The organism is Pseudomonas sp. NPDC089743 (assembly GCF_044748785.1).
Lineage (GTDB): Bacteria > Pseudomonadota > Gammaproteobacteria > Pseudomonadales > Pseudomonadaceae > Aquipseudomonas > Aquipseudomonas putida_X.
The window spans coordinates 47036-68815 of record NZ_JBIVGS010000005.1; the positions used below are offsets into that span (position 1 = coordinate 47036).

Genomic DNA, 21780 nt, shown 5'->3' on the forward strand with positions numbered 1-21780 from the left:
TATGCCTGAGTGGGTCATTCGGTTTCCGGAGCTCTAACTCATGCGCACAGGGATGTTTGCGCTGGCGCTCGGGCTGTTGTGCCTGGGTATTGTTCCCCAATTGCCATCGGTCGTGTGGCTGTGGCTGCTGCTCGGTGGCGGCCTGCTTTGCCTGTGCACACGCTTTTGGCCGCTGGGTTGCTTTGCGCTGGGGCTGTGCTGGGCTTGCTGGTCGGCGCAGCAGGCACTGGATGACCGCCTGGCCCCAGGCCTGGATGGCCGTACGCTGTGGCTGGAGGGCCGGGTGGTCGGCTTGCCGACCCACACGGCGCGTGGGGTACGCTTTGAACTGGAGCAACCGCGCTCGCGCCGCGCTGCGTTGCCCCAGCGCCTGCAATTGCAGTGGTTCGACGGCCCACCGCTGCGTGCTGGCGAGCGCTGGCGCCTGGCCGCTACCCTGCAGCGCCCGGCCGGGCTGCTAAACCCGCATGGTCCGGACCGGGAGGCACAGTTGTTGGCCAGGCGCATCGGCGCCACTGGCACGGTCAAGGCCGGCCATGTGCTGGATGCAGCGCAGCCGGGCTGGCGTGACGCTCTGCGCCAGCGCTTGTTGAGTGTCGCCGCCCACGGCCGGGAAGCTGCCCTCGTCGCGCTGGTGCTCGGTGATGGCGCCGGCTTGGCCCGCGAGGACTGGCAAGCGCTGCTGGCCACGGGCACGGTCCACCTGTTGGTGATTTCGGGGCAGCACATCGGCCTGGTCGCCGGCTTGCTTTACGCCCTGGTCGCCGGCCTGGCGCGCCGTGGCCTGTGGCCTGCGGCTCTACCCTGGTTGCCGTGTGCATGTGGCCTGGCCCTGGGCGCGGCGCTGGCCTATGGCTGGCTGGCCGGTGCGGGGGTGCCGGTGCAGCGCGCCTGCCTGATGCTGGCCGTGGTCTTGCTCTGGCGCCTGCGCTTTCGCCATCTTGGGGCGCTGTTCCCTTTGCTGCTGGCGCTCACCGGGGTGCTGCTGGCCGAGCCCCTGGCCCCGCTGTTGCCTGGGTTCTGGCTGTCGTTCGCGGCAGTGGCGACCCTGGTCTACTGCTTCAGTTCGCGTCTTGGCAGGTGGCGGCCCTGGCAAGGGTGGACCCGCGCCCAGTGGGTGATCGCCATCGGCCTGCTGCCGGTATTGATCGCCACCGGTTTGCCGGTCAGCCTGAGTTCGCCATTGGCCAACTTGCTGGCAGTGCCCTGGATCAGCCTGGCGGTATTGCCTTTGGCGCTGCTTGGGACCTTGCTGCTGCCGTTGGCAGGGGTAGGTGAAGGCCTGTTGTGGCTGGCAGGTGGGCTGCTGGACGTCTTGTTCCGGTTGCTGGCGTGGGTAGCGGACCGGCGCCCGGCATGGCTACCGCCTGCGTTGCCGACCTGGGCCTGGCTGATGGTCTGCCTGGGGTCGTTGCTGGTGCTGCTGCCGTCCGGCGTGCCCCTGCGCAGCCTGGGCGGTACCCTGCTGCTGGCGTTGTGGGTGCCCAGGGAAGCTGTGCCCCCTGGGCAGGTGGAAGTCTGGCAGCTGGATGTCGGGCAGGGCTTGGCGGTCTTGCTGCGCACGCAACATCACAGCCTGCTCTACGACGCCGGGCCTGCGCGGGGCGATAGTGATCTGGGTGAGCGGGTGGTGTTGCCGACTTTGCACAAGCTGGGCGTCAAGCGCCTGGACATCATGCTCGTCAGCCATGCCCATGCCGATCATGCCGGTGGCGCACCGGCCGTGTACCGAGGGTTGCCGGTGGTGCGTGCGCTGGGCGGCGAAGCGCTGGAGAGCCTTGCCCTGCAGCCTTGTACCCGTGGTGAGCAGTGGGAATGGGATGGGGTGCGCTTTTCGCTGTGGCATTGGGCCCAAGGGCAGAGCAGCAACGACCGCTCGTGCGTGCTGCTGGTCGAGGCGCAGGGAGAGCGGCTGCTATTGGCCGGCGATATGGAGGCGGGGGCCGAGCGCGCATGGTTGGCGGACCACGCCGCGCCACGTATCGATTGGCTGCAGTCGCCGCACCATGGCAGCCGCAGTTCCTCGACCGAGGCATTCATCCGTGCCACGGCTCCGCGCGGGGTGCTGATCTCGCGCGGGCGTAACAATGGTTTCGGGCATCCGCATGTGCAGGTGCTCGAGCGGTATCGGCGGCATGGGCTGGCCATTCACGATACGGCGGTGGAGGGGGCGTTGCGCTTGGTGTTGGGAAGCCGTGGCGAAGTGGAGGGCGTACGGGGGCAACGACGCTTTTGGCGCAGTAGGGGTGCATACCCCCACGCAATTCCCTGACCTTCGGCAGATGAGCCCCCGGCGCGCCTATGTTAGAGTGGCGGCCTTTTTCCGAGGGGGCGTTTACTGTGTGGGAATTGGTCAAGTCCGGTGGTTGGATGATGCTGCCGATCATTCTGAGCTCCATCGCTGCCATGGCTATCGTCGTCGAGCGCCTGTGGACCCTGCGCGCCAGCCGCGTTACCCCGCCACACCTGCTGGGCCAGGTGTGGATGTGGATCAAGGACAAGCAACTCACCAGTGACAAGCTCAAGGCCCTGCGCGCCGATTCGCCGCTGGGTGAGATCCTCGCTGCGGGCCTGGCCAACTCGCGCCATGGCCGTGAAATCATGAAAGAGTGCATCGAGGAGTCGGCCTCGCGGGTCATCCACGAACTGGAGCGCTACATCAGCACGCTCGGTACCATCGCCGCGATGGCCCCGCTGCTTGGCCTGCTCGGTACCGTACTGGGCATGATCGATATCTTCAGCGCCTTCATGGGGACGCAGATGACCGCCAATGCGGCCGTGCTGGCCAGTGGTATTTCCAAGGCGCTTGTCACTACGGCGGCTGGCCTGATGGTCGGCATCCCGGCCGTGTTCTTCCACCGTTTCCTGCTGCGCCGCATCGACGAACTGGTGGTGGGCATGGAGCAGGAGGCAATCAAGCTGGTGGAGGTCATCCAGGGCGACCGTGAAGTCGAAGTGGCCGGAGGCAAGGCGTGAAGTTCCGGCGCAATCGCCAGCGGGAGAACGTCGACATCAACCTGGCGTCGTTGATCGACGTGGTGTTCGTCCTGCTGCTGTTCTTCGTGGTCACCACCACCTTCACCCGTGAGACCCAGCTGCGTGTGGAGCTGCCTGAGGCCGTCAGCGCCGAACAGCCAGGCGCAGACCAGGAAAAGCTGGTGGAGGTCACCATCAGTGCCGATGGCGTGTATTCGGTGAACAACCACCTGTTGCCCAAGAGCGACCTGGCCACCCTGACCGAGGCGATCCAGCGCGAGTCGGGCGGTGACAACACGCTGCCGCTGGCCATCAGCGCCGACGGCAAGACCCCGCACCAGGCCGTGATCACTGCGATGGATGCCGCCGGCAAGCTCGGTTTCAGCCACCTGCGCATGACCACCGTCGAGGCTGCCCAGGGGACACCTTGATGGCGCTCGCCGACCGTCTGCTAGCCGCCTGGTACGCCGGGCATCCGGCCCTTGCCCTGCTGCGCCCGCTCGAGGCGCTTTACCGGCGGGTGGTGACGCGCAAGCGCGCGCGGTTTCTCAGTGGCGAAAGCGCCAGCTACCGCGCCCCGGTGCCGGTCATCGTAGTGGGCAACATCACCGTTGGTGGCACCGGCAAGACGCCGATGATCCTCTGGTTGATCGAGCATTGCCGGCGCCAGGGGCTGAGGGTGGGGGTGGTCAGCCGCGGCTACGGTGCAACACCGCCTCGGTTGCCCTGGCGTGTCGAAGCCTCGCAGCGTGCCGAGCAGGCCGGCGATGAGCCTTTGCTGATCGTTCAACGCACGGGTGTGCCGCTGATGATCGACCCCGACCGCTCCCGCGCCGTGCAGGCATTGCTGGCCAGCGAGCCGTTGGACCTGATCCTGTGCGACGATGGTATGCAGCACTATCGCCTGGCGCGCGACCTGGAGCTGGTGCTGATCGATGCTGCCCGTGGCCTGGGCAATGGTCGCTGCCTGCCGGCCGGCCCCCTGCGCGAGCCTGCCGAGCGCCTGCAAGAGGCCGATGCGGTGCTGTTCAATGGCGCCACTGCCGACCGTCCGGAGGGCTTCGCTTTTCGTCTGCAACCCAGTGCGCTGGTCAACCTGCGCAGTGGAGAGCGCCGCGCGCTCGACTTCTTTCCTCCTGGCCAGCGCCTGCATGCGGTGGCCGGTATCGGCAACCCGCAACGTTTCTTCAACACCCTGCTGGGGCTAAACTGGCAGCCGGTGCCGCATCCGTTCGCCGACCACGCCCAGTTCAGCGCGCAAAGCCTGGCTTTCAGCCCGTCGCTGCCATTGGTGATGACCGAGAAGGACGCGGTGAAGTGCCGGGCCTTCGCTGCCGATGACTGGTGGTACCTGGCCGTGGAGGCGCTGCCGACGCCGGCCTTCTGCGACTGGTTCGACAGCCAGCTGCAACGCTTGCTGCCAGGGCCGCGAACGCCCTGAGCCCCTTTTCAATTTCCGGCCATCTGGCCTCAAGGAAGCTTCCATGGACACCAAATTGCTCGACATCCTGGCCTGCCCGATCACCAAGGGGCCGCTCAAGCTCAGCGCTGACAAGACCGAGCTGATCAGCAAGGGCGCTGGCCTGGCCTACCCGATCCGCGATGGCATCCCGGTGATGCTGGAAAGCGAGGCGCGCACCCTGACCGACGACGAGCGTCTGGACAAATGAGCCTGAACTTCACCGTGGTCATTCCCGCCCGGCTGCGCTCGACGCGCCTGCCGGGCAAGCCGTTGTTGCTGATCGCCGGCAAGCCGATGGTTCAGCACGTCTGGGAGCAGGCGCGCAAGAGCGGTGCCGGCCGTGTGGTCATCGCCACCGACGACGCCAGTATCGTCGAGGCCTGCCAGGCCTTTGGCGCTGAAGTACTGATGACCCGCGCCGACCATGAGTCGGGTACCGACCGCCTGGCTGAAGTGGCTGCGCAGCTTGGCCTGCCGGCCGACGCCATCGTGGTCAACGTCCAGGGGGATGAGCCGCTCATCCCGCCGGTGATCATCGACCAGGTCGCAGCCAACCTGGCGGCGCATCCGGAGGCAGGTATTGCCACCCTGGCCGAGCCAATCCACGACCCCGAAACCGTGTTCAACCCCAATGCGGTCAAGGTGGTCAGCGACAAGAACGGCCTGGCCTTGAGCTTCAGCCGTGCGCCGCTGCCGTGGGCACGTGACGTTTTCGCCAATGACCGCAACCAACTGCCGCAGGGTGTGCCTTACCGCCGCCATATCGGCATGTACGCCTACCGCGTCGGTTTCCTTCAGGACTTCGTCAGCTGGGGGCCGTGCTGGCTCGAGCAGACCGAGGCGCTCGAGCAGCTGCGTGCCCTCTGGCATGGCGTGCGTATCCACGTGGCCGATGCCATCGAGGCGCCAGCAGTGGGTGTCGATACTGCACACGACCTCGAGCGCGTACGGCGCTTGCTGGAGGCCTGATGCGCGTCCTGTTCGTTTGCCTGGGCAATATCTGCCGGTCGCCCACCGCCGAAGGTGTGCTGCGCCATCAGTTGCAGGCCGCTGGCCTGGCTGGGCAGGTGCAGGTGGCGTCCGCCGGGACCGGTGACTGGCACGTAGGCAAGGGGCCTGACAGCCGCACCTGCAAGGCCGCACTGGCGCGGGGCTATGACCTGTCGCAACAGCGTGCCCAGCAGGTCAAGGCTGAGCACTTTGCCGAGTACGACCTGATTCTGGCCATGGACGAAAGCAACCTGCGCCACCTGCGCGCCATGCGTGCCCCCAATGCGATTGGCGAGCTTGACCTGTTCCTGCGCCGCTATGGGGCGCCTGTGGATGAAGTGCCGGACCCTTACTACGGCGGCGCAGAGGGGTTCGAGCAGGTGCTGGACCTGATCGAGGCGGCATGCCATGAGCTGGTTGTCGAAATCAAGGGGCGGTTATGACGGCGCACTGGCAGGAGCAGGTTTCACTCAAGCCTTACAACACCTTCGGCATCGATGTGAAAGCCCGGTACTTCGCCCAGGTACAGAGCGACGACGAGGTGCGCGAGGCCCTGGCGCAAGCGCGCCAGCGAGGGCTTGCGGTGATGGTCATCGGCGGCGGCAGCAACCTGCTGCTGACCCGTGATGTCGACGCGCTGGTACTGCACATGGCCAGCCGTGGCCGCCACGTCCTCGGTGATGACGCAGGGCGTGTGCTGGTCGAGGCCGAGGCGGGCGAGCCGTGGCACCCCTTCGTGCAATGGTCGTTGCAGCAAGGCTTTTGTGGCCTTGAAAACCTCAGCCTCATCCCGGGCACGGTAGGGGCTGCGCCGATGCAGAATGTGGGCGCCTACGGCGTGGAAATCAAGGATGTGTTCGCCGGGTTGACGGCACTGGACCGGCACACAGGCGAGCTGCGTGACTTCGGGCTTGAGGAATGTGCTTTTGGTTACCGCGACAGCCTGTTCAAGCGTAACCCTGGGCGGTGGTTGATCCTGCGGGTGCGCTTTGCCTTGAGCCATCGGCTGCAGGCCCATCTGGACTACGGCCCGGTGCGTCAGCGCCTGGCCGAGCAGGGCGTGCAGGCGCCGACGGCGCAGGCCATCAGCGACGCTATTTGCAGCATTCGCCGCGAGAAACTGCCCGATCCGGCTGAGCTGGGCAATGCCGGCAGCTTTTTCAAGAACCCGGTGGTTGCCGTCGAACAGCTGGCGCGGATCCGCGCTGAGTTTCCAGGTGTGGTGGCTTATCCCCAGGCTGACGGGCAGGTCAAGCTGGCGGCAGGCTGGTTGATCGAGCAGGCCGGCTGGAAGGGGTATCGAGATGGCGATGCCGGTGTGCACCGTTTGCAGTCGCTGGTGCTGGTCAATTATGGCCAGGCAAGCGGAGCGCAGTTGCATGGCCTGGCGCAACGCATTCAGGCGGATATCCTGGCGCGGTTCGGGGTTGCGCTGGAGATGGAGCCCAACCTGTACTGAGCCCGGTGCAGGCACCCCAAGCGGCCAAGAAAAAGCCCCGCCAGTTCACACTGGCGGGGCTTTTTCATTCAGCCGTGGCTATCAACCGTGATGAGGTTTGTGCTCATCGGCGGTTTCCAGCGCTGGCGTACCTGCAGTGGCCGCTTCCTGCGCAGCCTTGGCAGCCGCTTCGGCCTCGCGCTTGCGACGACGCACTTCACGTGGGTCGTTAGGGGCGCGGCCGTTAGGCAGCATCACGGTCGCCGCTTCGGGCACTGCCGGGGTTTCCACCGGGGCAGGCCCGGCGACCACAGGCGCTGCTTCGACTACGGTTGCTGCCGGCTCGACAGCCACTTCTGGCTGGGTTTGGGCGACAACGGCAGGCAGCTCGGCAGCCGGCGCTTGTTCAACGGCGACTTGGGCCTTCTCGGCTTCACCCGCTTCGATCACCGGAGCTTCGACAGGTGCCTCTACAGGTGCCACTACAGGCGCCTCGGCAACCACTACCGGTTCGGCCGCAGGCGCTTGTTCGACTACCGGCTCAGGGGCAACTTCAACCACAGGCGCGGCGTTGGCTTCGACTGCGACGACCGGCTCGCTGAGCGGCTGCTCGACCACCGGTGCAATGGCGATTTCCTCGGCCTTGGCGACGGCTTCGACCTGCTCGGCCGGCTGAGCCGCTTCGCTGTTGTCGGTGGCCGCAGTTTCGGCACTGGCGCGTTCAGCCTGCTGGTTGGCTTGCGCTTCGGCGCCAGCACTGATGTTGCTGCTGGCGACAGCGGCGGTGACGGCCAGGCCGGCAGCCAGTTCGGCACCCAGCTCGGTGGCCTGGTGCTGTTGCGGTTGCTCGTCGCTGCCTTCTTCATCGCTGCCTTCGATCAGCTCGCCATTGGCATTGCGCTGACGTTCACGACGGTTGCTGCGGCGACGCTGGCCGCGGGAGCGGCGGCGCGGACGCTCGTCATCGGAGCCTTCCTGCTCGTCCTGTTGCAGCTCTTCGTTCGGCAGTTGCTCATCGGCGAGCTCTGCAGCCTTCTCGGCAGCCTGCTCGGCTTCACGTGGCTGGCGCTCTTCGCGTGGAGGGCGTGGCTGACGTTCTTCACGCGGTGCACGTTCTTCACGTGGTGCACGCTCTTCACGAGGGGCACGTTCTTCACGGGGAGCGCGCTCTTCACGAGGGGCACGTTCTTCACGTGGAGCGCGCTCTTCACGCGGTGCACGTTCTTCGCGAGGTGCGCGCTCTTCACGTGGAGCGCGTTCTTCGCGCGGTGCACGCTCTTCACGTGGCTGGCGTTCTTCACGAGCGGCCGGTGTTGCATCCAGCGGCTCACGCAGTTCGCGTACGCGCTCTTCGCGGTTGCCGCGGCGGTCTTCGCGTGGCTGACGAGGGGCGCGTTCTTCCCGCGGTGCGCGCTCCTCACGTGGTTGGCGCTCTTCACGCGGGGCACGCTCGGCGCGCTCTTCACGTGGTTTGCGCTCTTCGTCACGGCGGCCGTTGCGGTTGCGGCTCTGCTGGCGGCCGTTGCGACGCTCCTCGTTACGCTGAGTGCGCTCGGGGGCAGGCTTCTCGGTGGTGACCACCGGGGTGGCGGCAGGCTCTTCCTTGCCGGCGAACAGGCTGACCAGCGACTTCACCAGGCCTTTGAACAGGCTTGGCTCCGGTACGCTGGCTGCCGCGGCGGCCGGTGCGGCAGGCTGCTGCTCTTCGACAGTGCTCGGTACCGGCGCGTTGGCGCGGGCCGGTGCGGTCTTGACCGCTGCTTCCTGACGCACCAGCGTGCGCGTGGCGGTCGGCTGCGGTGCTTCTTCGGTTTCGGAGGCCGCGATTTCGTAGCTGGACTGGTTGTTCAGCACTTCCGGGTTGTCGTCGCGCAGGCGCTGGACTTCGAAGTGCGGGGTTTCCAGGTGGTCGTTCGGCAGAATGATGATGCGGGCACGGGTGCGCAGTTCGATCTTGGTGATCGAGTTGCGCTTCTCGTTGAGCAGGAACGCGGCGACCGGGATCGGTACCTGGGCGCGTACTTCGGCAGTACGGTCCTTCAGGGCTTCTTCCTCGATCAGGCGCAGGATGGCCAGGGACAGCGATTCGACATCGCGGATGATGCCGGTGCCGGAGCAGCGCGGGCAGACGATGCCGCTGCTTTCGCCCAGCGACGGGCGCAGGCGCTGACGGGACATTTCCAGCAGGCCGAAGCGCGAGATGCGGCCGACCTGCACGCGAGCGCGGTCAGCCTCGAGGGCTTCGCGTACACGTTCTTCGACGGCGCGCTGGTTTTTCGCCGGTGTCATGTCGATGAAGTCGATCACGATCAGGCCGCCGATGTCGCGCAGGCGCAGCTGGCGGGCGATTTCTTCGGCCGCTTCCAGGTTGGTCTGCAGCGCGGTTTCCTCGATGTCGCTGCCCTTGGTGGCGCGCGCCGAGTTGATGTCGATGGAAACCAGGGCCTCGGTCGGGTCGATCACGATCGAACCGCCAGAGGGCAGGTCGACGACGCGCTGGAAGGCGGTCTCGATCTGGCTTTCGATCTGGAAGCGGTTGAACAGCGGCACGCTGTCTTCGTACAGCTTGACCTTGCTGGCGTACTGCGGCATCACCTGCCGGATGAAGGTCAGGGCTTCTTCCTGGGCATCGATGCTGTCGATCAGCACTTCGCCGATGTCCTGGCGCAGGTAGTCGCGGATGGCGCGGATGATGACGTTGCTTTCCTGGTAGATCAGGAACGGTGCCGCGCGGTCCAGGGAGGCTTCCTTGATGGCGGTCCACAGCTGCAGCAGGTAGTCGAGGTCCCACTGCATTTCTTCGCTGCTGCGGCCAAGGCCCGCGGTGCGCACGATCAGGCCCATGTCGCCTGGCACGGTCAGGCCGTTGAGGGCTTCACGCAGTTCGTTGCGCTCTTCGCCTTCGATGCGGCGGGAGATGCCGCCGGCACGGGGGTTGTTCGGCATCAGGACCAGGTAGCGGCCTGCCAGGCTGATGAAGGTGGTCAGGGCGGCGCCTTTGTTGCCGCGCTCTTCCTTCTCGACCTGGACGATGACTTCCTGGCCTTCGCTCAGGACGTCCTTGATGTTGACGCGGCCTTCAGGGGCTTTCTTGAAGTACTCGCGGGAGATTTCCTTCAGCGGCAGGAAGCCGTGACGTTCGGAGCCGAAGTCGACGAAGGCGGCTTCGAGGCTGGGCTCGATCCGGGTGATCTTGCCTTTGTAGATGTTGGCCTTTTTCTGCTCACGCGCACCGGACTCGATGTCCAGGTCGTAGAGACGTTGGCCGTCCACCAGGGCTACACGCAACTCTTCGGGTTGAGTTGCGTTAATCAGCATTCTTTTCATGTTGTACCGTCGGTTTCCGGGCTGCCGGAAACGGCGTTCGGCACACACGACTTCTCATGGTCGGTGCCAAGGTGCGCAAAGGGTGGCCGGGCCACCCCCGTGTCGAGCAACGTTCGGCACCAGCCGGTTTCCCAGCCTGCCGTTGTCGCGACGACGCGTCCTGTTTGCTGCGGTGCCAAGAGGCCCCTGCGGTATCTGCAGAGATATCCGAATCGATATCCGAATCAACCCAGCAGGCCTCGTGCACTCAGTCAGGAGGAGGAATCAACCGTCAGCCGTGGACGCCCATGGGGCATCTGTTCAGGACCTTATCCGCTCGCCGGCCATGCATTGGGCCGGTGGCCGGACGCGGTGCTACACGGTCCGAGGGCTGTGCATCTCCACCCTGCACGTATCCCTGATAATTCGGGTGCTGCCGCGCGCTGAATCCGCAACGGGTTGCATTTTTCGCCAGCGCAATTTCCGCGCTGACGCCATTCATGTCCAAGGCAGGTATTTCCGAAGCATTCGCCGTGCGTTGCGTGCAAGCGTCGGGGCGGGCAGAGGTGCAGCGAAAAGAAGCGGGTAAGCAGGTGAAACACCGCACTTGTCGTTTTTTTTCGGTCTTCTCTACACAGCGCTGGTGGCGATTCCAGGCAATTCGGTAAACTGGCGAAAACCCCGTAGGACGGCCTCGCGTCCTGCAGAATTGCGTTGGTCAGGGACCGGCTAAGGGCCTGGTGCCGCTGGCCTACCGCTTTTGGCGGCGTTCGCGACTATAGCAGTAATGATTAAGTGCTTCAATTCCATAAAAAATTGTTATGATCCCTCGATGACGACCAATACCCCTCCGACTTCCGGCGTTCAGCTGATCGAAGTCGCGCCGGAGCTTGCCGGCCAACGTATCGACAATTTCCTCATCACCGCGCTCAAGGGCGTGCCCAGGACGCTGGTCTACCGCATCCTGCGCAAAGGCGAGGTCCGGGTCAACAAGGGCCGTGTCAAGCCTGAGTACAAGATCCAGGCCGGTGACATCGTCCGTGTACCGCCCGTGCGCCTGCCTGAGCGTGACGAGCCGGCCCCGGTTGCCCAGGGCCTGCTGCAGCGCCTGGAAGCCGCCATCGTCTACGAAGACAAGGCGCTGATCGTGATGAACAAGCCGGCCGGTATCGCCGTGCATGGTGGCAGTGGCCTGAGCTTTGGGGTGATCGAGGCGCTGCGCCAGCTGCGTCCGGATGCCAAGGAGCTGGAGCTTGTGCACCGCCTGGACCGCGACACCTCTGGCCTGCTGATGATCGCCAAGAAGCGCAGCATGCTGCGCCACCTGCATGCCGCATTGCGCGGTGATGGGGTCGACAAGCGCTACATGGCGCTGGTGCGTGGCCACTGGCCTACCTCGAAGAAGCAGGTCAATGCCCCGTTGCTCAAGAGCAACCTGCGTTCGGGCGAGCGTATGGTCGAGGTGAACGACGAGGGCAAAGAGGCGCTCACCCTGTTCCGTGTGCTTCGCCGTTTCGGCGAGTTCGCCACCATTGTCGAGGCTCGCCCTATCACCGGGCGTACCCATCAGATTCGCGTGCATACGCTGCACGCCGGCCACATGATCGCCGGTGACAGCAAGTATGGCGACGAGGACTTCAGTCGCGAGATTCGTGACCTGGGCGGCAAGCGCCTGTTCCTGCATGCCTATGCCCTCACCGTGCCGCTGCCTGATGGTGGCGAGCTCAAGCTCGAGGCGCCGGTGGACGAAGTCTGGGCGAAAACCGTGGAGCGTCTGGGGGCGTCCTGATTCATGAAGAAGTCTTACGAGTTGCTGATCTTCGACTGGGACGGCACCTTGGCCGACTCGATCGGGCGGATCGTCGAGTCGATGAATGCCGCTGCCGAGCGTGCCGGTGAGGCGCCAAGCCCGGAGGAGGCTGTCAAGGGCATCATCGGCCTGGCGCTTGGTGAGGCCATTTCCACCCTCTACCCGCACCTCGATTCTGTGCAGGTCGAAACCTTCCGTCAGCACTATGCCGACATTTATACGGCGCTTGATCAGCAGCCTTCGCCGTTGTTCGAGGGGGTGGTCGAGTCGCTGGAGGGCTTCCGGGCCGAGGGTTATCGCCTGGCGGTGGCCACTGGCAAGGCGCGCCGTGGTCTGGACCGGGTGCTCAGGGCCAATGGCTGGGAGCGGTTTTTCGACATCACGCGTGCTGCTGATGAAACCCGCGGCAAGCCCCATCCGCTGATGCTCGAGGAAATTCTAGGCCATTGCGGTGTCCAACCTGGGCAGGCGCTGATGGTCGGGGATTCGGCATTCGATCTGCTGATGGCGAAAAACGCGGGTATGCATTCGGCGGCCGTGGGCTATGGTGCCATGTCGCTGCAGGCTTTGGCCGAGTTCGGTCCGCAGGTGTGCATCGATCATTTTTCCCAGTTGCGCGAGTGGCTGGCAGGTTCTGCGCAAATCCAATTCCAAGGTAGGTGAGCATGGTTGACGAGTGGAAAGCACCGGGTTCCGAGACTGAAGAAGAGCGCCTTGCGCGCGAAGACCGTGAAGAGGATGAGCGCGTAGAGCGCAAGAGTTGGAAGCTGCTGGAAAAGACCGTGCTGGCCAGTGTCCAGGAGCAGCGCAGGGCGCGTCGCTGGGGGATCTTCTTCAAGCTGCTGACGTTCGTGTACCTCTTCGGTGTATTGGCCCTGTTCCTGCCTTGGACGGATATGGACAAGGCTGCCTCGCGCGGCACCAACCATACCGCGTTGGTGGAGGTGCGCGGCGTGATCGCGGATCAAGAGGCGGCCAGTGCCGACAACCTCGTCAAGAGCCTGCGCGAAGCCTTCAAGGAACCAAAGACCAAAGCCGTGATCATGCGGATCAACAGCCCGGGCGGCAGTCCAGTGCAGGCAGGTTATGTCTATGACGAGATCCGTCGCCTGCGCGGTGAGTATCCGGATATCAAGTTGTACGCTGTGATCGCCGACCTGGGGGCGTCCGGTGCCTATTACATCGCCAGTGCGGCGGACGAGATCTATGCCGACAAGGCCAGCCTGGTGGGTTCCATCGGTGTGACGGCGGCCGGTTACGGGTTTGTAGGTTCGATGGAGAAACTGGGCGTCGAGCGGCGTACCTACACGGCCGGTGAGCACAAGGCGTTCCTGGACCCATTTTCGCCGGAAAAGCCTGAAGAGCGGGCGTTCTGGCAGGGTGTGCTGAACACTACTCATCAGCAGTTCATCGCCATGGTCAAACAGGGGCGCGGCGATCGCTTGAAAGACAAGGAGCACCCGGAGTTGTTCAGTGGCCTGGTGTGGTCGGGTGAGCAGGCCAAGGCGCTGGGGCTCGTCGACGGTCTGGGCAGTGCGAGCTATGTGGCCCGTGAGATCGTGGGTGAGAAAGAGTTGGTCGATTTCACCGTCGAGGAGTCGCCGTTCGATCGCTTCTCCAAGCGCCTCGGTGCCAGCGTGGCCGAGAAGTTAGCCCTGTACATGGGCTTCCAGGGGCCTGCTCTGCGCTGAGGGCAGGCCGGCCCCTGGCGGTCTCATGGTACTGCCACGCCTTCTTTGCTCAGCATGTCCACCAGCCGAATCAACGGTAGGCCGATCAGGCTGGTGGCGTCGCTCCCGTGGGTGCTTTGGAACAGGCTCACGCCCAGCCCTTCTGCCTTGAAGCTGCCCGCGCAATCCAAGGGCTGCTCGGCCGTCACATAGCGCTCCACGCGCGCCCGATCCAGTTCCCGCAGGGTCACGGTAAACGGTACGCAATCGACCTGGCATTGCCCTGTGGCGGTGTTCAGCAGCGCCACCCCGGTCAGGAAGGTAACGTGCTGCCCGCTGGCCGCAAGCAGCTGTTCGCAGGCCCGCTCGAAACTGTGCGGCTTGCCCAGGATCTGCTCGCCGAGTACCGCAACCTGGTCAGAGCCGATGATCAGGTGTTGCTGGTGGCTGCCGGCGAGTGCCTCGGCCTTCTGCCTGGCCAGGCGTCGCACCAGGTCCGTGGCAGGTTCGTCAGCGAGCGGTCGCTCGTCCAGGTCGGGGCTGGCCCACGTGAAGGGCAGGCCCAGGCGCGCGAGCAGTTCGCGCCGGTAAGGGGAGCTGGAAGCCAGCAATAAAGGCAGCATGGTAGACTCCTGATCAGTTGATCCCGATTCTAACATGCAACATGCCGCCGAATTTCCTTTGACAGGTGCAGGGGGCATCCCTAGAATGCTGCGCCTATGTTGAATGACCCGATTCCACCTCACGTTGACCCGCGCAAATTAGCCGATCGTGGCGTAACCCTTAACGGTTCGCTGCAACTCGCTGATTTGGAAAGACTCTGCGACCCGCTTTCCGACAATGTCGGTACGGTGCAGGCGAAGTTCGATTTTGAACGAGATGAACAGCACGTAGTGGTTATCCACAGCGAGCTGGATGTCGAAGTCAAAATGGTTTGCCAGCGTTGTCTTGAGCTGGTCACCCTGCCGATTCACAGCGAATGTACTTACGCTGTGGTGAAGGAGGGTGCGAATACCCAGTCGTTGCCGAAAGGCTATGACGTGCTGGAACTGGGCGAAGATCCTTTGGATCTGCAGGCCTTGATCGAGGAGGAGCTTCTGCTCGCCTTGCCCATCGTGCCTGCTCATCATCCGGAAGAATGCCAGCAGCCGGCGGGCGCAGACGAGCCCGAATCGAGCAAGGACGAGGTATCGCGGTCCAACCCGTTCAGTGTTTTGGCGCAGTTAAAGCGTGACCCAAACGTTTAGGAGTTAATCAATTATGGCTGTTCAGCAGAACAAAAAATCCCGCTCTGCCCGTGACATGCGCCGTTCGCACGACGCTCTGTCGGAAAACGCGCTGTCGGTAGAGAAAACCACCGGTGAAGTACACCTGCGTCACCACGTATCGCCAGAAGGCGTATACCGTGGTCGTAAAGTGATCGACAAGGGCGCTGACGAGTAATCCTTGTCTGCTCAGGTCATCGCGATCGACGCAATGGGCGGGGACTTCGGTCCCCGCAGCATTGTCCAGGCTAGCATTGCCTGCCTTTCGGCTACCCCCTCGCTGCACGTGACCCTCGTCGGTCAACCCTCCCTCCTAGAAGATCTTGTCACTGGCCTTGCGGCTGCGGATCGCGCGCGCCTGCAGATTGTCGCTGCCAGTGAGGTGATCGGTATGGACGAGCGGCCATCCCAGGCGTTGCGCGGCAAGCCGGATTCGTCGATGCGCATCGCCCTCGAACAGGTGCGTGATGGCAAGGCCCAAGCCTGCGTCAGTGCCGGCAATACTGGCGCGCTGATGGCGCTGTCGCGCATGGTGCTCAAGACGCTGCCGGGTATCGACCGGCCGGCCATGGTTGCGGCTATCCCGACCCAGGCCGGCTACTGTCAGCTGCTCGATCTGGGTGCCAACGTCGACTGCAGTGCCGAGAACCTCTACCAGTTCGCCGTAATGGGCTCGGTGGCCGCGCAGGCCTTGGGTGTGCAGCGCCCGCGCGTGGCACTGTTGAACATCGGCACCGAGGACATCAAGGGCAATCAGCAGGTCAAGCTGGCTGCCACGTTGTTGCAGAACGCACGCGGCCTGAATTATGTCGGCTTCGTCGAGGGTGATGGCCTTTATCGTGGGGAGGCGGATGTGGTGGTATGCGACGGCTTTGTCGGCAATATCCTGCTCAAATCCAGCGAGGGCCTGGCGACGATGATCGCTGCGCGCATCGAAAAGCTGTTCAATGGTGGCCCGTTGTCGCGTGTCGCTGGTGCCGTCGCGATGCCGCTGCTCAAGCGTCTGCAGGCCGACCTGGCGCCGGCGCGGCACAATGGGGCAAGTTTTCTGGGGCTGCAGGGTATCGTCATCAAGAGCCATGGCTCGGCTGGCGTGCAGGGCTTTCAAAGCGCCATCCAGCGTGCCTTGATCGAGATTCAGGAAAACCTGCCGCAGCGCCTGCACGGGCGCCTTGAAGACCTCTTGCCTTAGGCATTTCGCCGATGAAGTGCTTAAATGTGACCGCTTGGTCCGCGTTTCCATCCAAGTTTTCAGTTTCCGCGTCTAGCCTTTGGCTCGGCGCACCCTATCCGACGACAAGATCATAAGGGCTTGTTCAATGTCTGCATCCCTCGCATTCGTCTTCCCCGGTCAAGGTTCCCAGTCGCTGGGCATGCTCAAAGAACTGGGCGCCGAAAAGCCGGTGATCGTTGAGACCTTCAAGGAAGCCTCCGAGGCCCTGGGTTACGACCTGTGGGAACTGGTCCAGGAAGGCCCGGAAGAGCAACTCAACCAAACCGACAAGACCCAGCCGGCCATCCTCACGGCCTCCATCGCCCTGTGGCGCCTGTGGCTGGAGGAGGGTGGCGCGCAGCCGGCCTTCGTGTCGGGCCACAGCCTGGGCGAATACAGCGCTTTGGTCGCTGCTGGAAGCCTGTCGCTCAAAGATGCCGTCAGGCTGGTCAAGCGCCGCGGCGAACTGATGCAAGAAGCCGTGCCGGCCGGTCATGGCGCCATGGCCGCGATCCTTGGCCTGGGCGACGATGATGTGAAGGCCATTTGCGCCGAAGCCGCCGAAGATGAAGTGGTCAGCGCAGTCAACTTCAACTCGCCGGGCCAGGTCGTCATCGCCGGTAACGTCGCCGCGGTCAATCGCGCCATCGAGCTGTGCAAAGCCAAGGGCGCCAAGCGTGCCTTGCCGCTGCCGGTGAGCGTGCCATCGCACTGCGCCCTGATGAAGCCGGCTGCCGAGCGTTTCGCCGAGCACGTCAATGCCGTCGAATGGAAGGCGCCGCAGATTCCGGTAGTGCAGAACGTGACTGCCGCCGTCGCCGCCAACCTCGATACCCTCAAGCAGGACCTGTTGGCGCAGCTGTATCAGCCGGTTCGCTGGGTTGAATGCGTGCAGACCCTCGCCGCCAACGGTGCGGTCAACCTGGTCGAGTGTGGTCCTGGCAAGGTGCTGGCGGGCCTGAACAAGCGTTGCGCCGATGGTGTGACCACCTACAACCTCAATACCCCCGACGCCGTCGCCGCCACCCGTGCGGCATTGGCCTGAATTTGGAGAAGCTTGCATGAGCCTGCAAGGTAAAGTTGCACTGGTTACCGGCGCCAGCCGGGGTATCGGCCAGGCCATCGCCCTCGAACTGGGCCGCCAGGGCGCGACCGTGATCGGTACCGCCACTTCGGCTTCCGGTGCCGAGCGCATCGCTGCCACCCTCAAAGAGCACGGTATCACCGGTACCGGCATGGAGCTGAACGTCACCAGCGCCGAGTCCGTGGACGCGGTGCTAGGTGCCATCGGCGAGCAGTTCGGTGCCCCGGCCATTCTTGTCAACAACGCGGGCATCACCCGCGACAACCTCATGCTGCGCATGAAGGACGACGAGTGGTTCGACGTGATCGACACCAACCTCAACAGCCTCTACCGTTTGTCCAAGGGCGTGCTGCGTGGCATGACCAAGGCGCGTTGGGGTCGTATCATCAGCATCGGCTCGGTCGTCGGTGCCATGGGTAACGCTGGCCAGGCCAACTATGCGGCCGCCAAGGCCGGCCTCGAAGGCTTCAGCCGCGCCCTGGCGCGTGAAGTCGGCTCGCGTGGTATCACCGTCAACTCGGTGACCCCAGGCTTCATCGATACCGACATGACCCGCGAACTGCCAGAAGCGCAGCGCGAAGCCCTGCAGACCCAGATTCCGCTGGGCCGCCTGGGCCAGGCCGAGGAAATCGCCAAGGTGGTTTCCTTCCTGGCATCCGACGGCGCAGCCTATGTCACCGGCGCTACCGTGCCGGTGAATGGCGGGATGTACATGTAACACTGCAACTCAATGTGACGGATTGCTAAAAAAAAGAGTCATACTCCCAGCCTAAAATCCGTTATAAAGCTGCAACCAGATTCCAGGCAGTGGGTTCGGTGACTGAGCGACAGTGCGTTGCGCTTGAAAAGCGAACGCCTTTCTATAAAATTGGTCACCGGCCAGCTGCCTGACATATATCCACTAGGAGTGAAAACTAGGTATGAGCACCATCGAAGAACGCGTCAAGAAAATCGTCGCCGAGCAACTGGGCGTCAAGGAAGAGGAAGTGACCAACGAGAAGTCCTTCGTCGATGACCTGGGTGCCGATTCGCTTGACACCGTTGAGCTGGTGATGGCTCTGGAAGAGGAATTCGAGACCGAAATCCCTGACGAAGAAGCCGAGAAGATCACTACCGTTCAAGCTGCCATCGACTACGTCAACGCCCACCAGGGTTAAGACGCTGTAGTCGACGCTTCTTGTCGAGAAGAACCGCACTGCCTTTGCCGGCGTGCGGTTTTTTCTTTGCGAAGGCCCTGCAATGATCCGCGGGCTTCGAGAGCCTGTTGCCATTTCATTCCATTGCCTTGAATGCAATGGCAAGAGACTCTGTTATTAGAAAAGGAGAGTACTGTGTCGCGTAGACGCGTCGTGGTCACTGGTATGGGTATGCTGTCGCCACTGGGTACGGATGTACCGAGCACCTGGCAGGGCATTCTGGCTGGCCGCAGTGGCATCGGTCCGATCGAGCATACGGACCTTTCTGCCTACTCCACCCGTTTTGGCGGCTCGGTGAAGGGCTTCGAGGTCGAGCAGTACCTGTCGGCCAAGGAAGCTCGCAAGCTTGACTTGTTCATCCAGTACGGCCTGGCGGCCGGTTTCCAGGCGGTACGCAATGCCGGTCTGGAAGTCACCGACGCCAACCGCGAGCGCATTGGCGTGGCCATGGGCTCTGGTATCGGCGGCCTGACCAACATCGAAGAAACCAGCCGGACCTTGCACGATCAAGGCCCGCGCCGTATCTCGCCGTTCTTCGTGCCAGGCTCGATCATCAACATGATCTCCGGCTTCCTGTCGATCCACCTGGGGTTGCAGGGCCCGAATTATGCCATTGCCACGGCCTGTACCACGGGCACCCACTGCATCGGCATGGCTGCCCGCAACATCGCCTACGGTGAAGCCGACGTGATGATCGCCGGTGGCGCCGAAATGGCCGCTTGCGGCTTGGGCATGGGTGGCTTTGGTGCCTCGCGCGCGCTGTCGACCCGCAACGATGAGCCGGCCCGTGCCAGCCGTCCGTGGGACAAGGGGCGGGACGGCTTCGTGCTCTCCGACGGCGCCGGTGCACTGGTACTCGAAGAGCTCGAGCACGCCCAGGCGCGTGGTGCGACCATTTATGCCGAGCTGGTCGGTTTCGGCATGAGCGGCGACGCTTACCACATGACGTCGCCGCCCGACAGTGGTGAAGGCGCGGCGCGCTGCATGGCCAACGCATTGCGCGATGCTGGCATCCAGCCGTCTGAGGTCAGCTACATCAACGCCCATGGCACTTCGACTCCGGCTGGCGACGTCGCTGAGGTCGCGGCCATCAAGCGTGTGTTCGGCGAGCATGCCTACAAGCTGGCTGTGAGCTCGACCAAGTCGATGACCGGCCACCTGCTGGGGGCTGCGGGTGCTGTAGAGGCGATCTTCAGTGTGCTGGCAATCAACAGCCAGATGGCGCCGCCGACCATCAACCTCGATGAGCCAGATGAAGGCTGCGACCTCGACTTCGTGCCTCATCAGGCGCGCAGCATGCCGATCGACGTAGTGTTGTCCAACTCGTTCGGCTTTGGTGGCACCAACGGCTCGCTGGTGTTCCGCCGGTTCGCCGGCTGATGCACAGCTGGATCGACGGCCAGCCTGCGACTGCGGTCAACCTGCAGAACCGTGGCCTGGCCTACGGCGATGGCCTGTTCGAGACCATCGCCGTACGCAGTGGCCGTCCCAGCATGCTGGACGGCCACCTGGCACGCCTGGCCCTGGGCTGCCAGCGTTTGGCAATCGATGCCGACCTGGCGCTGGTGCGCGATGAAATCCTGCGTTATGCCACCCAACTGGGCGACGGTGTCGCCAAGCTGATCCTTACCCGGGGCGATAGCCAGCGTGGCTATGCGCCAATGGCAGGTGTTGCGCCGCGGCGCATCCTGCTGGGCGGCCCCTTGCCCAGCTACCCTGGCGAACATGCCGAGCACGGTGTGCGTCTTTTTCCTTGCCAGACCCGGCTTGGGGAACAACCGTTATTGGCAGGCCTCAAACATCTCAACCGTCTGGAGCAGGTGCTGGCCCGTGCCGAGTGGCAGGACAGCGAGCATGCCGAAGGCTTGATGTGTGATGGGCAAGGCAGGCTGGTCGAAGGTGTTTACAGCAATCTTTTCCTGGTGCGCGGCGGCGTGTTGCTCACCGCTGAACTCAGCCGTTGCGGCGTGGCCGGCGTGATGCGCGGTGCATTGCTGGAGCACGCGCAGGCACAGGCCATCCCGCTGCAAGTGCGGGATCTGGCGTTCGATGAGCTTGCGCTGGCCGATGAAGTATTTATCTGCAACAGCGTTTATGGGGTCTGGCCTGTGCGGGCTTTTGCTGCACTGAACTGGTCGCCGGGCCCACTCACCCGTAAACTGCAGGCCTTTGCCCGTACGTTACTGGATACCTGAATTCGTGAGACGCAAAATCCTGCTGCTGCTGGAAATGGGCTTGATCCTGGCCGGCCTGGCATTGGGCTGGGCTGCCTGGAAGGTCAACTCGGTGCTGGAGCAGCCCCTGCGCGTGACGCAGGAGCAACTGCTCGACGTGCCCAGTGGCACCAACCCCAATCGCATGTTCTACCGCATGGAAGGCGAGGGGTTGCTCGATGACGCCTTCTGGTTGCGCCTGTACTGGCGCTTCAACATGGCCGGTACGCCCCTGAAAACGGGCGAGTATCGCATCACGCCGGGCATGACCGTCGAAGATTTGTTCGATGCCTGGCGCCGTGCCGATGTGGTGCAGTACAACCTGACGCTGGTGGAGGGTTGGACGTTCCGCCAGGTGCGTTCGGCGATCGCCAGGCATGAGAAAATCAAGCACACCCTGGAAGGGCTTTCCGACGCCGAGGTCATGGACAAGCTTGGCCATACCGGCGTGTTCCCGGAGGGCCGGTTCTTCCCTGATACCTACCGTTTCGTGCGGGGCATGAGTGACGTCGAGCTACTGCAGCAGGCCTATATGCGGCTGGATGAAGTGCTGGCCCAGGAGTGGGCCGAACGCGCCACCGACCTGCCTTATCGTGACCCGTACCAGGCGTTGATCATGGCTTCGTTGGTGGAGAAGGAAACCGGCATCCCCCAGGAGCGCGGGCAGATCGCCGGGGTGTTCGTTCGTCGCCTGCGGCTGGGCATGATGCTGCAGACAGACCCTACTGTCATTTACGGTATGGGCGAACGCTACAACGGCAGAATCACCCGCGCCGACTTGCGTGAGCCCACGCCCTACAACACCTACACCATCGCTGGGCTGCCGCCCACGCCGATCGCCATGGTCGGGCGGGAGGCGATTCACGCGGCGCTGCATCCAGCCGATGGCACCAGCCTGTACTTCGTCGCCCGGGGTGACGGCAGCCATGTGTTCTCCGACGATCTGAACGATCACAACTCGGCAGTGCGCGAGTATCAGCTCAAGCGGCGCGCGGATTACCGGTCAAGCCCTGCTCCCCAGGCTCAGCCGGAGGCGCAGGGTGTACCTGCGCAAGCATCGCCAGAGTCGGACGAGCCCTCTGCACAGGACCCGGCACCGGCCAGCGACCCCGCTCCGGCCGACGCCCCTGCAGCTGACGAACAACATTAAGGACTGC

The 21780-nt window shown here is 63.8% G+C and carries 22 protein-coding genes; 20 read left to right on the top strand and 2 right to left on the bottom strand.

Annotated features, from left to right (window positions below):
- Nucleotides 1-40: 40 nt before the first annotated feature.
- The 8 genes from ACIPZC_RS11160 (at nucleotide 41) to murB (ending at nucleotide 6887) form a co-directional block, all read left to right on the top strand.
- Nucleotides 41-2272 carry a DNA internalization-related competence protein ComEC/Rec2 gene (locus ACIPZC_RS11160; RefSeq protein ID WP_400626923.1) on the top strand — a complete coding sequence of 744 codons (2232 nt, stop codon included), beginning with the start codon at nucleotides 41-43 and terminating at the stop codon, nucleotides 2270-2272.
- A 68-nt stretch (nucleotides 2273-2340) separates the two neighbouring features.
- Nucleotides 2341-2976 carry a MotA/TolQ/ExbB proton channel family protein gene (locus ACIPZC_RS11165; protein ID WP_241803021.1) on the top strand — a complete coding sequence of 212 codons (636 nt, stop codon included), beginning with the start codon at nucleotides 2341-2343 and terminating at the stop codon, nucleotides 2974-2976.
- Nucleotides 2973-3407 carry an ExbD/TolR family protein gene (locus ACIPZC_RS11170; protein WP_400626926.1) on the top strand — a complete coding sequence of 145 codons (435 nt, stop codon included), beginning with the start codon at nucleotides 2973-2975 and terminating at the stop codon, nucleotides 3405-3407. Before ACIPZC_RS11165 ends, ACIPZC_RS11170 begins: the two co-directional genes overlap by 4 nt.
- Complete coding sequence (lpxK, locus tag ACIPZC_RS11175) at nucleotides 3407-4417, top strand: tetraacyldisaccharide 4'-kinase (protein ID WP_400626927.1); 1011 nt, start codon at nucleotides 3407-3409, stop codon at nucleotides 4415-4417. Before ACIPZC_RS11170 ends, lpxK begins: the two co-directional genes overlap by 1 nt.
- Nucleotides 4418-4460: 43 nt before the next feature.
- Complete coding sequence (locus tag ACIPZC_RS11180) at nucleotides 4461-4646, top strand: Trm112 family protein (protein ID WP_003247142.1); 186 nt, start codon at nucleotides 4461-4463, stop codon at nucleotides 4644-4646.
- The gene (gene kdsB / locus ACIPZC_RS11185; protein ID WP_241803024.1) at nucleotides 4643-5407 is read left to right on the top strand and encodes a 3-deoxy-manno-octulosonate cytidylyltransferase; all 765 of its coding nucleotides are present in this window, start codon (nucleotides 4643-4645) and stop codon (nucleotides 5405-5407) included. The genes ACIPZC_RS11180 and kdsB overlap by 4 nt, the downstream gene beginning before the upstream one ends.
- The gene (locus ACIPZC_RS11190; RefSeq protein WP_400626928.1) at nucleotides 5407-5871 is read left to right on the top strand and encodes a low molecular weight protein-tyrosine-phosphatase; all 465 of its coding nucleotides are present in this window, start codon (nucleotides 5407-5409) and stop codon (nucleotides 5869-5871) included. The genes kdsB and ACIPZC_RS11190 overlap by 1 nt, the downstream gene beginning before the upstream one ends.
- Entirely contained in the window at nucleotides 5868-6887 is a 1020-nt protein-coding gene (gene murB / locus ACIPZC_RS11195; RefSeq protein WP_241803026.1) for a UDP-N-acetylmuramate dehydrogenase, read from the top strand. Before ACIPZC_RS11190 ends, murB begins: the two co-directional genes overlap by 4 nt.
- Before the next feature lie 81 nt (nucleotides 6888-6968).
- Here the strand turns inward: murB and rne are convergent, their stop codons facing one another.
- Nucleotides 6969-10193: a ribonuclease E gene (gene rne / locus ACIPZC_RS11200; RefSeq protein ID WP_400626930.1), complete on the bottom strand. Its 3225-nt coding sequence runs from the start codon at nucleotides 10191-10193 to the stop codon at nucleotides 6969-6971.
- A gap of 811 nt (nucleotides 10194-11004) precedes the next feature.
- Here rne and rluC point away from each other — a divergent pair.
- Genes rluC through ACIPZC_RS11215 form a run of 3 tightly spaced genes read left to right on the top strand, consistent with a single transcriptional unit; the run spans nucleotide 11005 to nucleotide 13673 of the window.
- Nucleotides 11005-11961, top strand: coding sequence for a 23S rRNA pseudouridine(955/2504/2580) synthase RluC (rluC, locus tag ACIPZC_RS11205; RefSeq protein ID WP_042111265.1), 957 nt, complete (start codon nucleotides 11005-11007; stop codon nucleotides 11959-11961).
- 3 nt (nucleotides 11962-11964) lie between these two features.
- The gene (locus ACIPZC_RS11210) at nucleotides 11965-12645 is read left to right on the top strand and encodes an HAD family hydrolase (protein ID WP_400626932.1); all 681 of its coding nucleotides are present in this window, start codon (nucleotides 11965-11967) and stop codon (nucleotides 12643-12645) included.
- Between the two features lie 2 nt (nucleotides 12646-12647).
- Nucleotides 12648-13673 carry a S49 family peptidase gene (locus ACIPZC_RS11215; RefSeq protein ID WP_400626934.1) on the top strand — a complete coding sequence of 342 codons (1026 nt, stop codon included), beginning with the start codon at nucleotides 12648-12650 and terminating at the stop codon, nucleotides 13671-13673.
- A 23-nt stretch (nucleotides 13674-13696) separates the two neighbouring features.
- On the opposite strand, the gene ACIPZC_RS11220 is transcribed toward ACIPZC_RS11215, so the two are convergent.
- Entirely contained in the window at nucleotides 13697-14275 is a 579-nt protein-coding gene (locus tag ACIPZC_RS11220) for a nucleoside triphosphate pyrophosphatase (RefSeq protein WP_267822064.1), read from the bottom strand.
- Nucleotides 14276-14371: 96 nt separating this feature from the next.
- Here ACIPZC_RS11220 and ACIPZC_RS11225 point away from each other — a divergent pair, with 96 nt between their 5' ends.
- The 9 genes from ACIPZC_RS11225 (at nucleotide 14372) to mltG (ending at nucleotide 21773) form a co-directional block, all read left to right on the top strand.
- A complete protein-coding gene (locus tag ACIPZC_RS11225; protein ID WP_012313431.1) occupies nucleotides 14372-14899 on the top strand; it encodes a YceD family protein in 528 nt (175 codons plus the stop codon).
- A gap of 13 nt (nucleotides 14900-14912) precedes the next feature.
- On the top strand, nucleotides 14913-15095 hold the full coding sequence (gene rpmF / locus ACIPZC_RS11230; RefSeq protein WP_010223221.1) for a 50S ribosomal protein L32: 183 nt from the start codon (nucleotides 14913-14915) through the stop codon (nucleotides 15093-15095).
- 3 nt (nucleotides 15096-15098) lie between these two features.
- Nucleotides 15099-16109, top strand: coding sequence for a phosphate acyltransferase PlsX (gene plsX / locus ACIPZC_RS11235; RefSeq protein WP_400626937.1), 1011 nt, complete (start codon nucleotides 15099-15101; stop codon nucleotides 16107-16109).
- Between the two features lie 127 nt (nucleotides 16110-16236).
- Complete coding sequence (gene fabD / locus ACIPZC_RS11240; protein ID WP_349976535.1) at nucleotides 16237-17175, top strand: ACP S-malonyltransferase; 939 nt, start codon at nucleotides 16237-16239, stop codon at nucleotides 17173-17175.
- Nucleotides 17176-17191: 16 nt separating this feature from the next.
- A complete protein-coding gene (gene fabG / locus ACIPZC_RS11245; RefSeq protein WP_241803032.1) occupies nucleotides 17192-17932 on the top strand; it encodes a 3-oxoacyl-ACP reductase FabG in 741 nt (246 codons plus the stop codon).
- A gap of 202 nt (nucleotides 17933-18134) precedes the next feature.
- The gene (gene acpP / locus ACIPZC_RS11250) at nucleotides 18135-18371 is read left to right on the top strand and encodes an acyl carrier protein (protein ID WP_241803033.1); all 237 of its coding nucleotides are present in this window, start codon (nucleotides 18135-18137) and stop codon (nucleotides 18369-18371) included.
- Between the two features lie 174 nt (nucleotides 18372-18545).
- Nucleotides 18546-19790 (top strand): beta-ketoacyl-ACP synthase II, encoded by a 1245-nt coding sequence (fabF, locus tag ACIPZC_RS11255; RefSeq protein WP_349976536.1) that lies wholly within the window; start codon nucleotides 18546-18548, stop codon nucleotides 19788-19790.
- The gene (gene pabC, locus ACIPZC_RS11260; RefSeq protein WP_267822083.1) at nucleotides 19790-20605 is read left to right on the top strand and encodes an aminodeoxychorismate lyase; all 816 of its coding nucleotides are present in this window, start codon (nucleotides 19790-19792) and stop codon (nucleotides 20603-20605) included. The genes fabF and pabC overlap by 1 nt, the downstream gene beginning before the upstream one ends.
- A 4-nt stretch (nucleotides 20606-20609) precedes the next feature.
- The gene (gene mltG / locus ACIPZC_RS11265; protein WP_400626941.1) at nucleotides 20610-21773 is read left to right on the top strand and encodes an endolytic transglycosylase MltG; all 1164 of its coding nucleotides are present in this window, start codon (nucleotides 20610-20612) and stop codon (nucleotides 21771-21773) included.
- Nucleotides 21774-21780 lie beyond the last annotated feature (7 nt).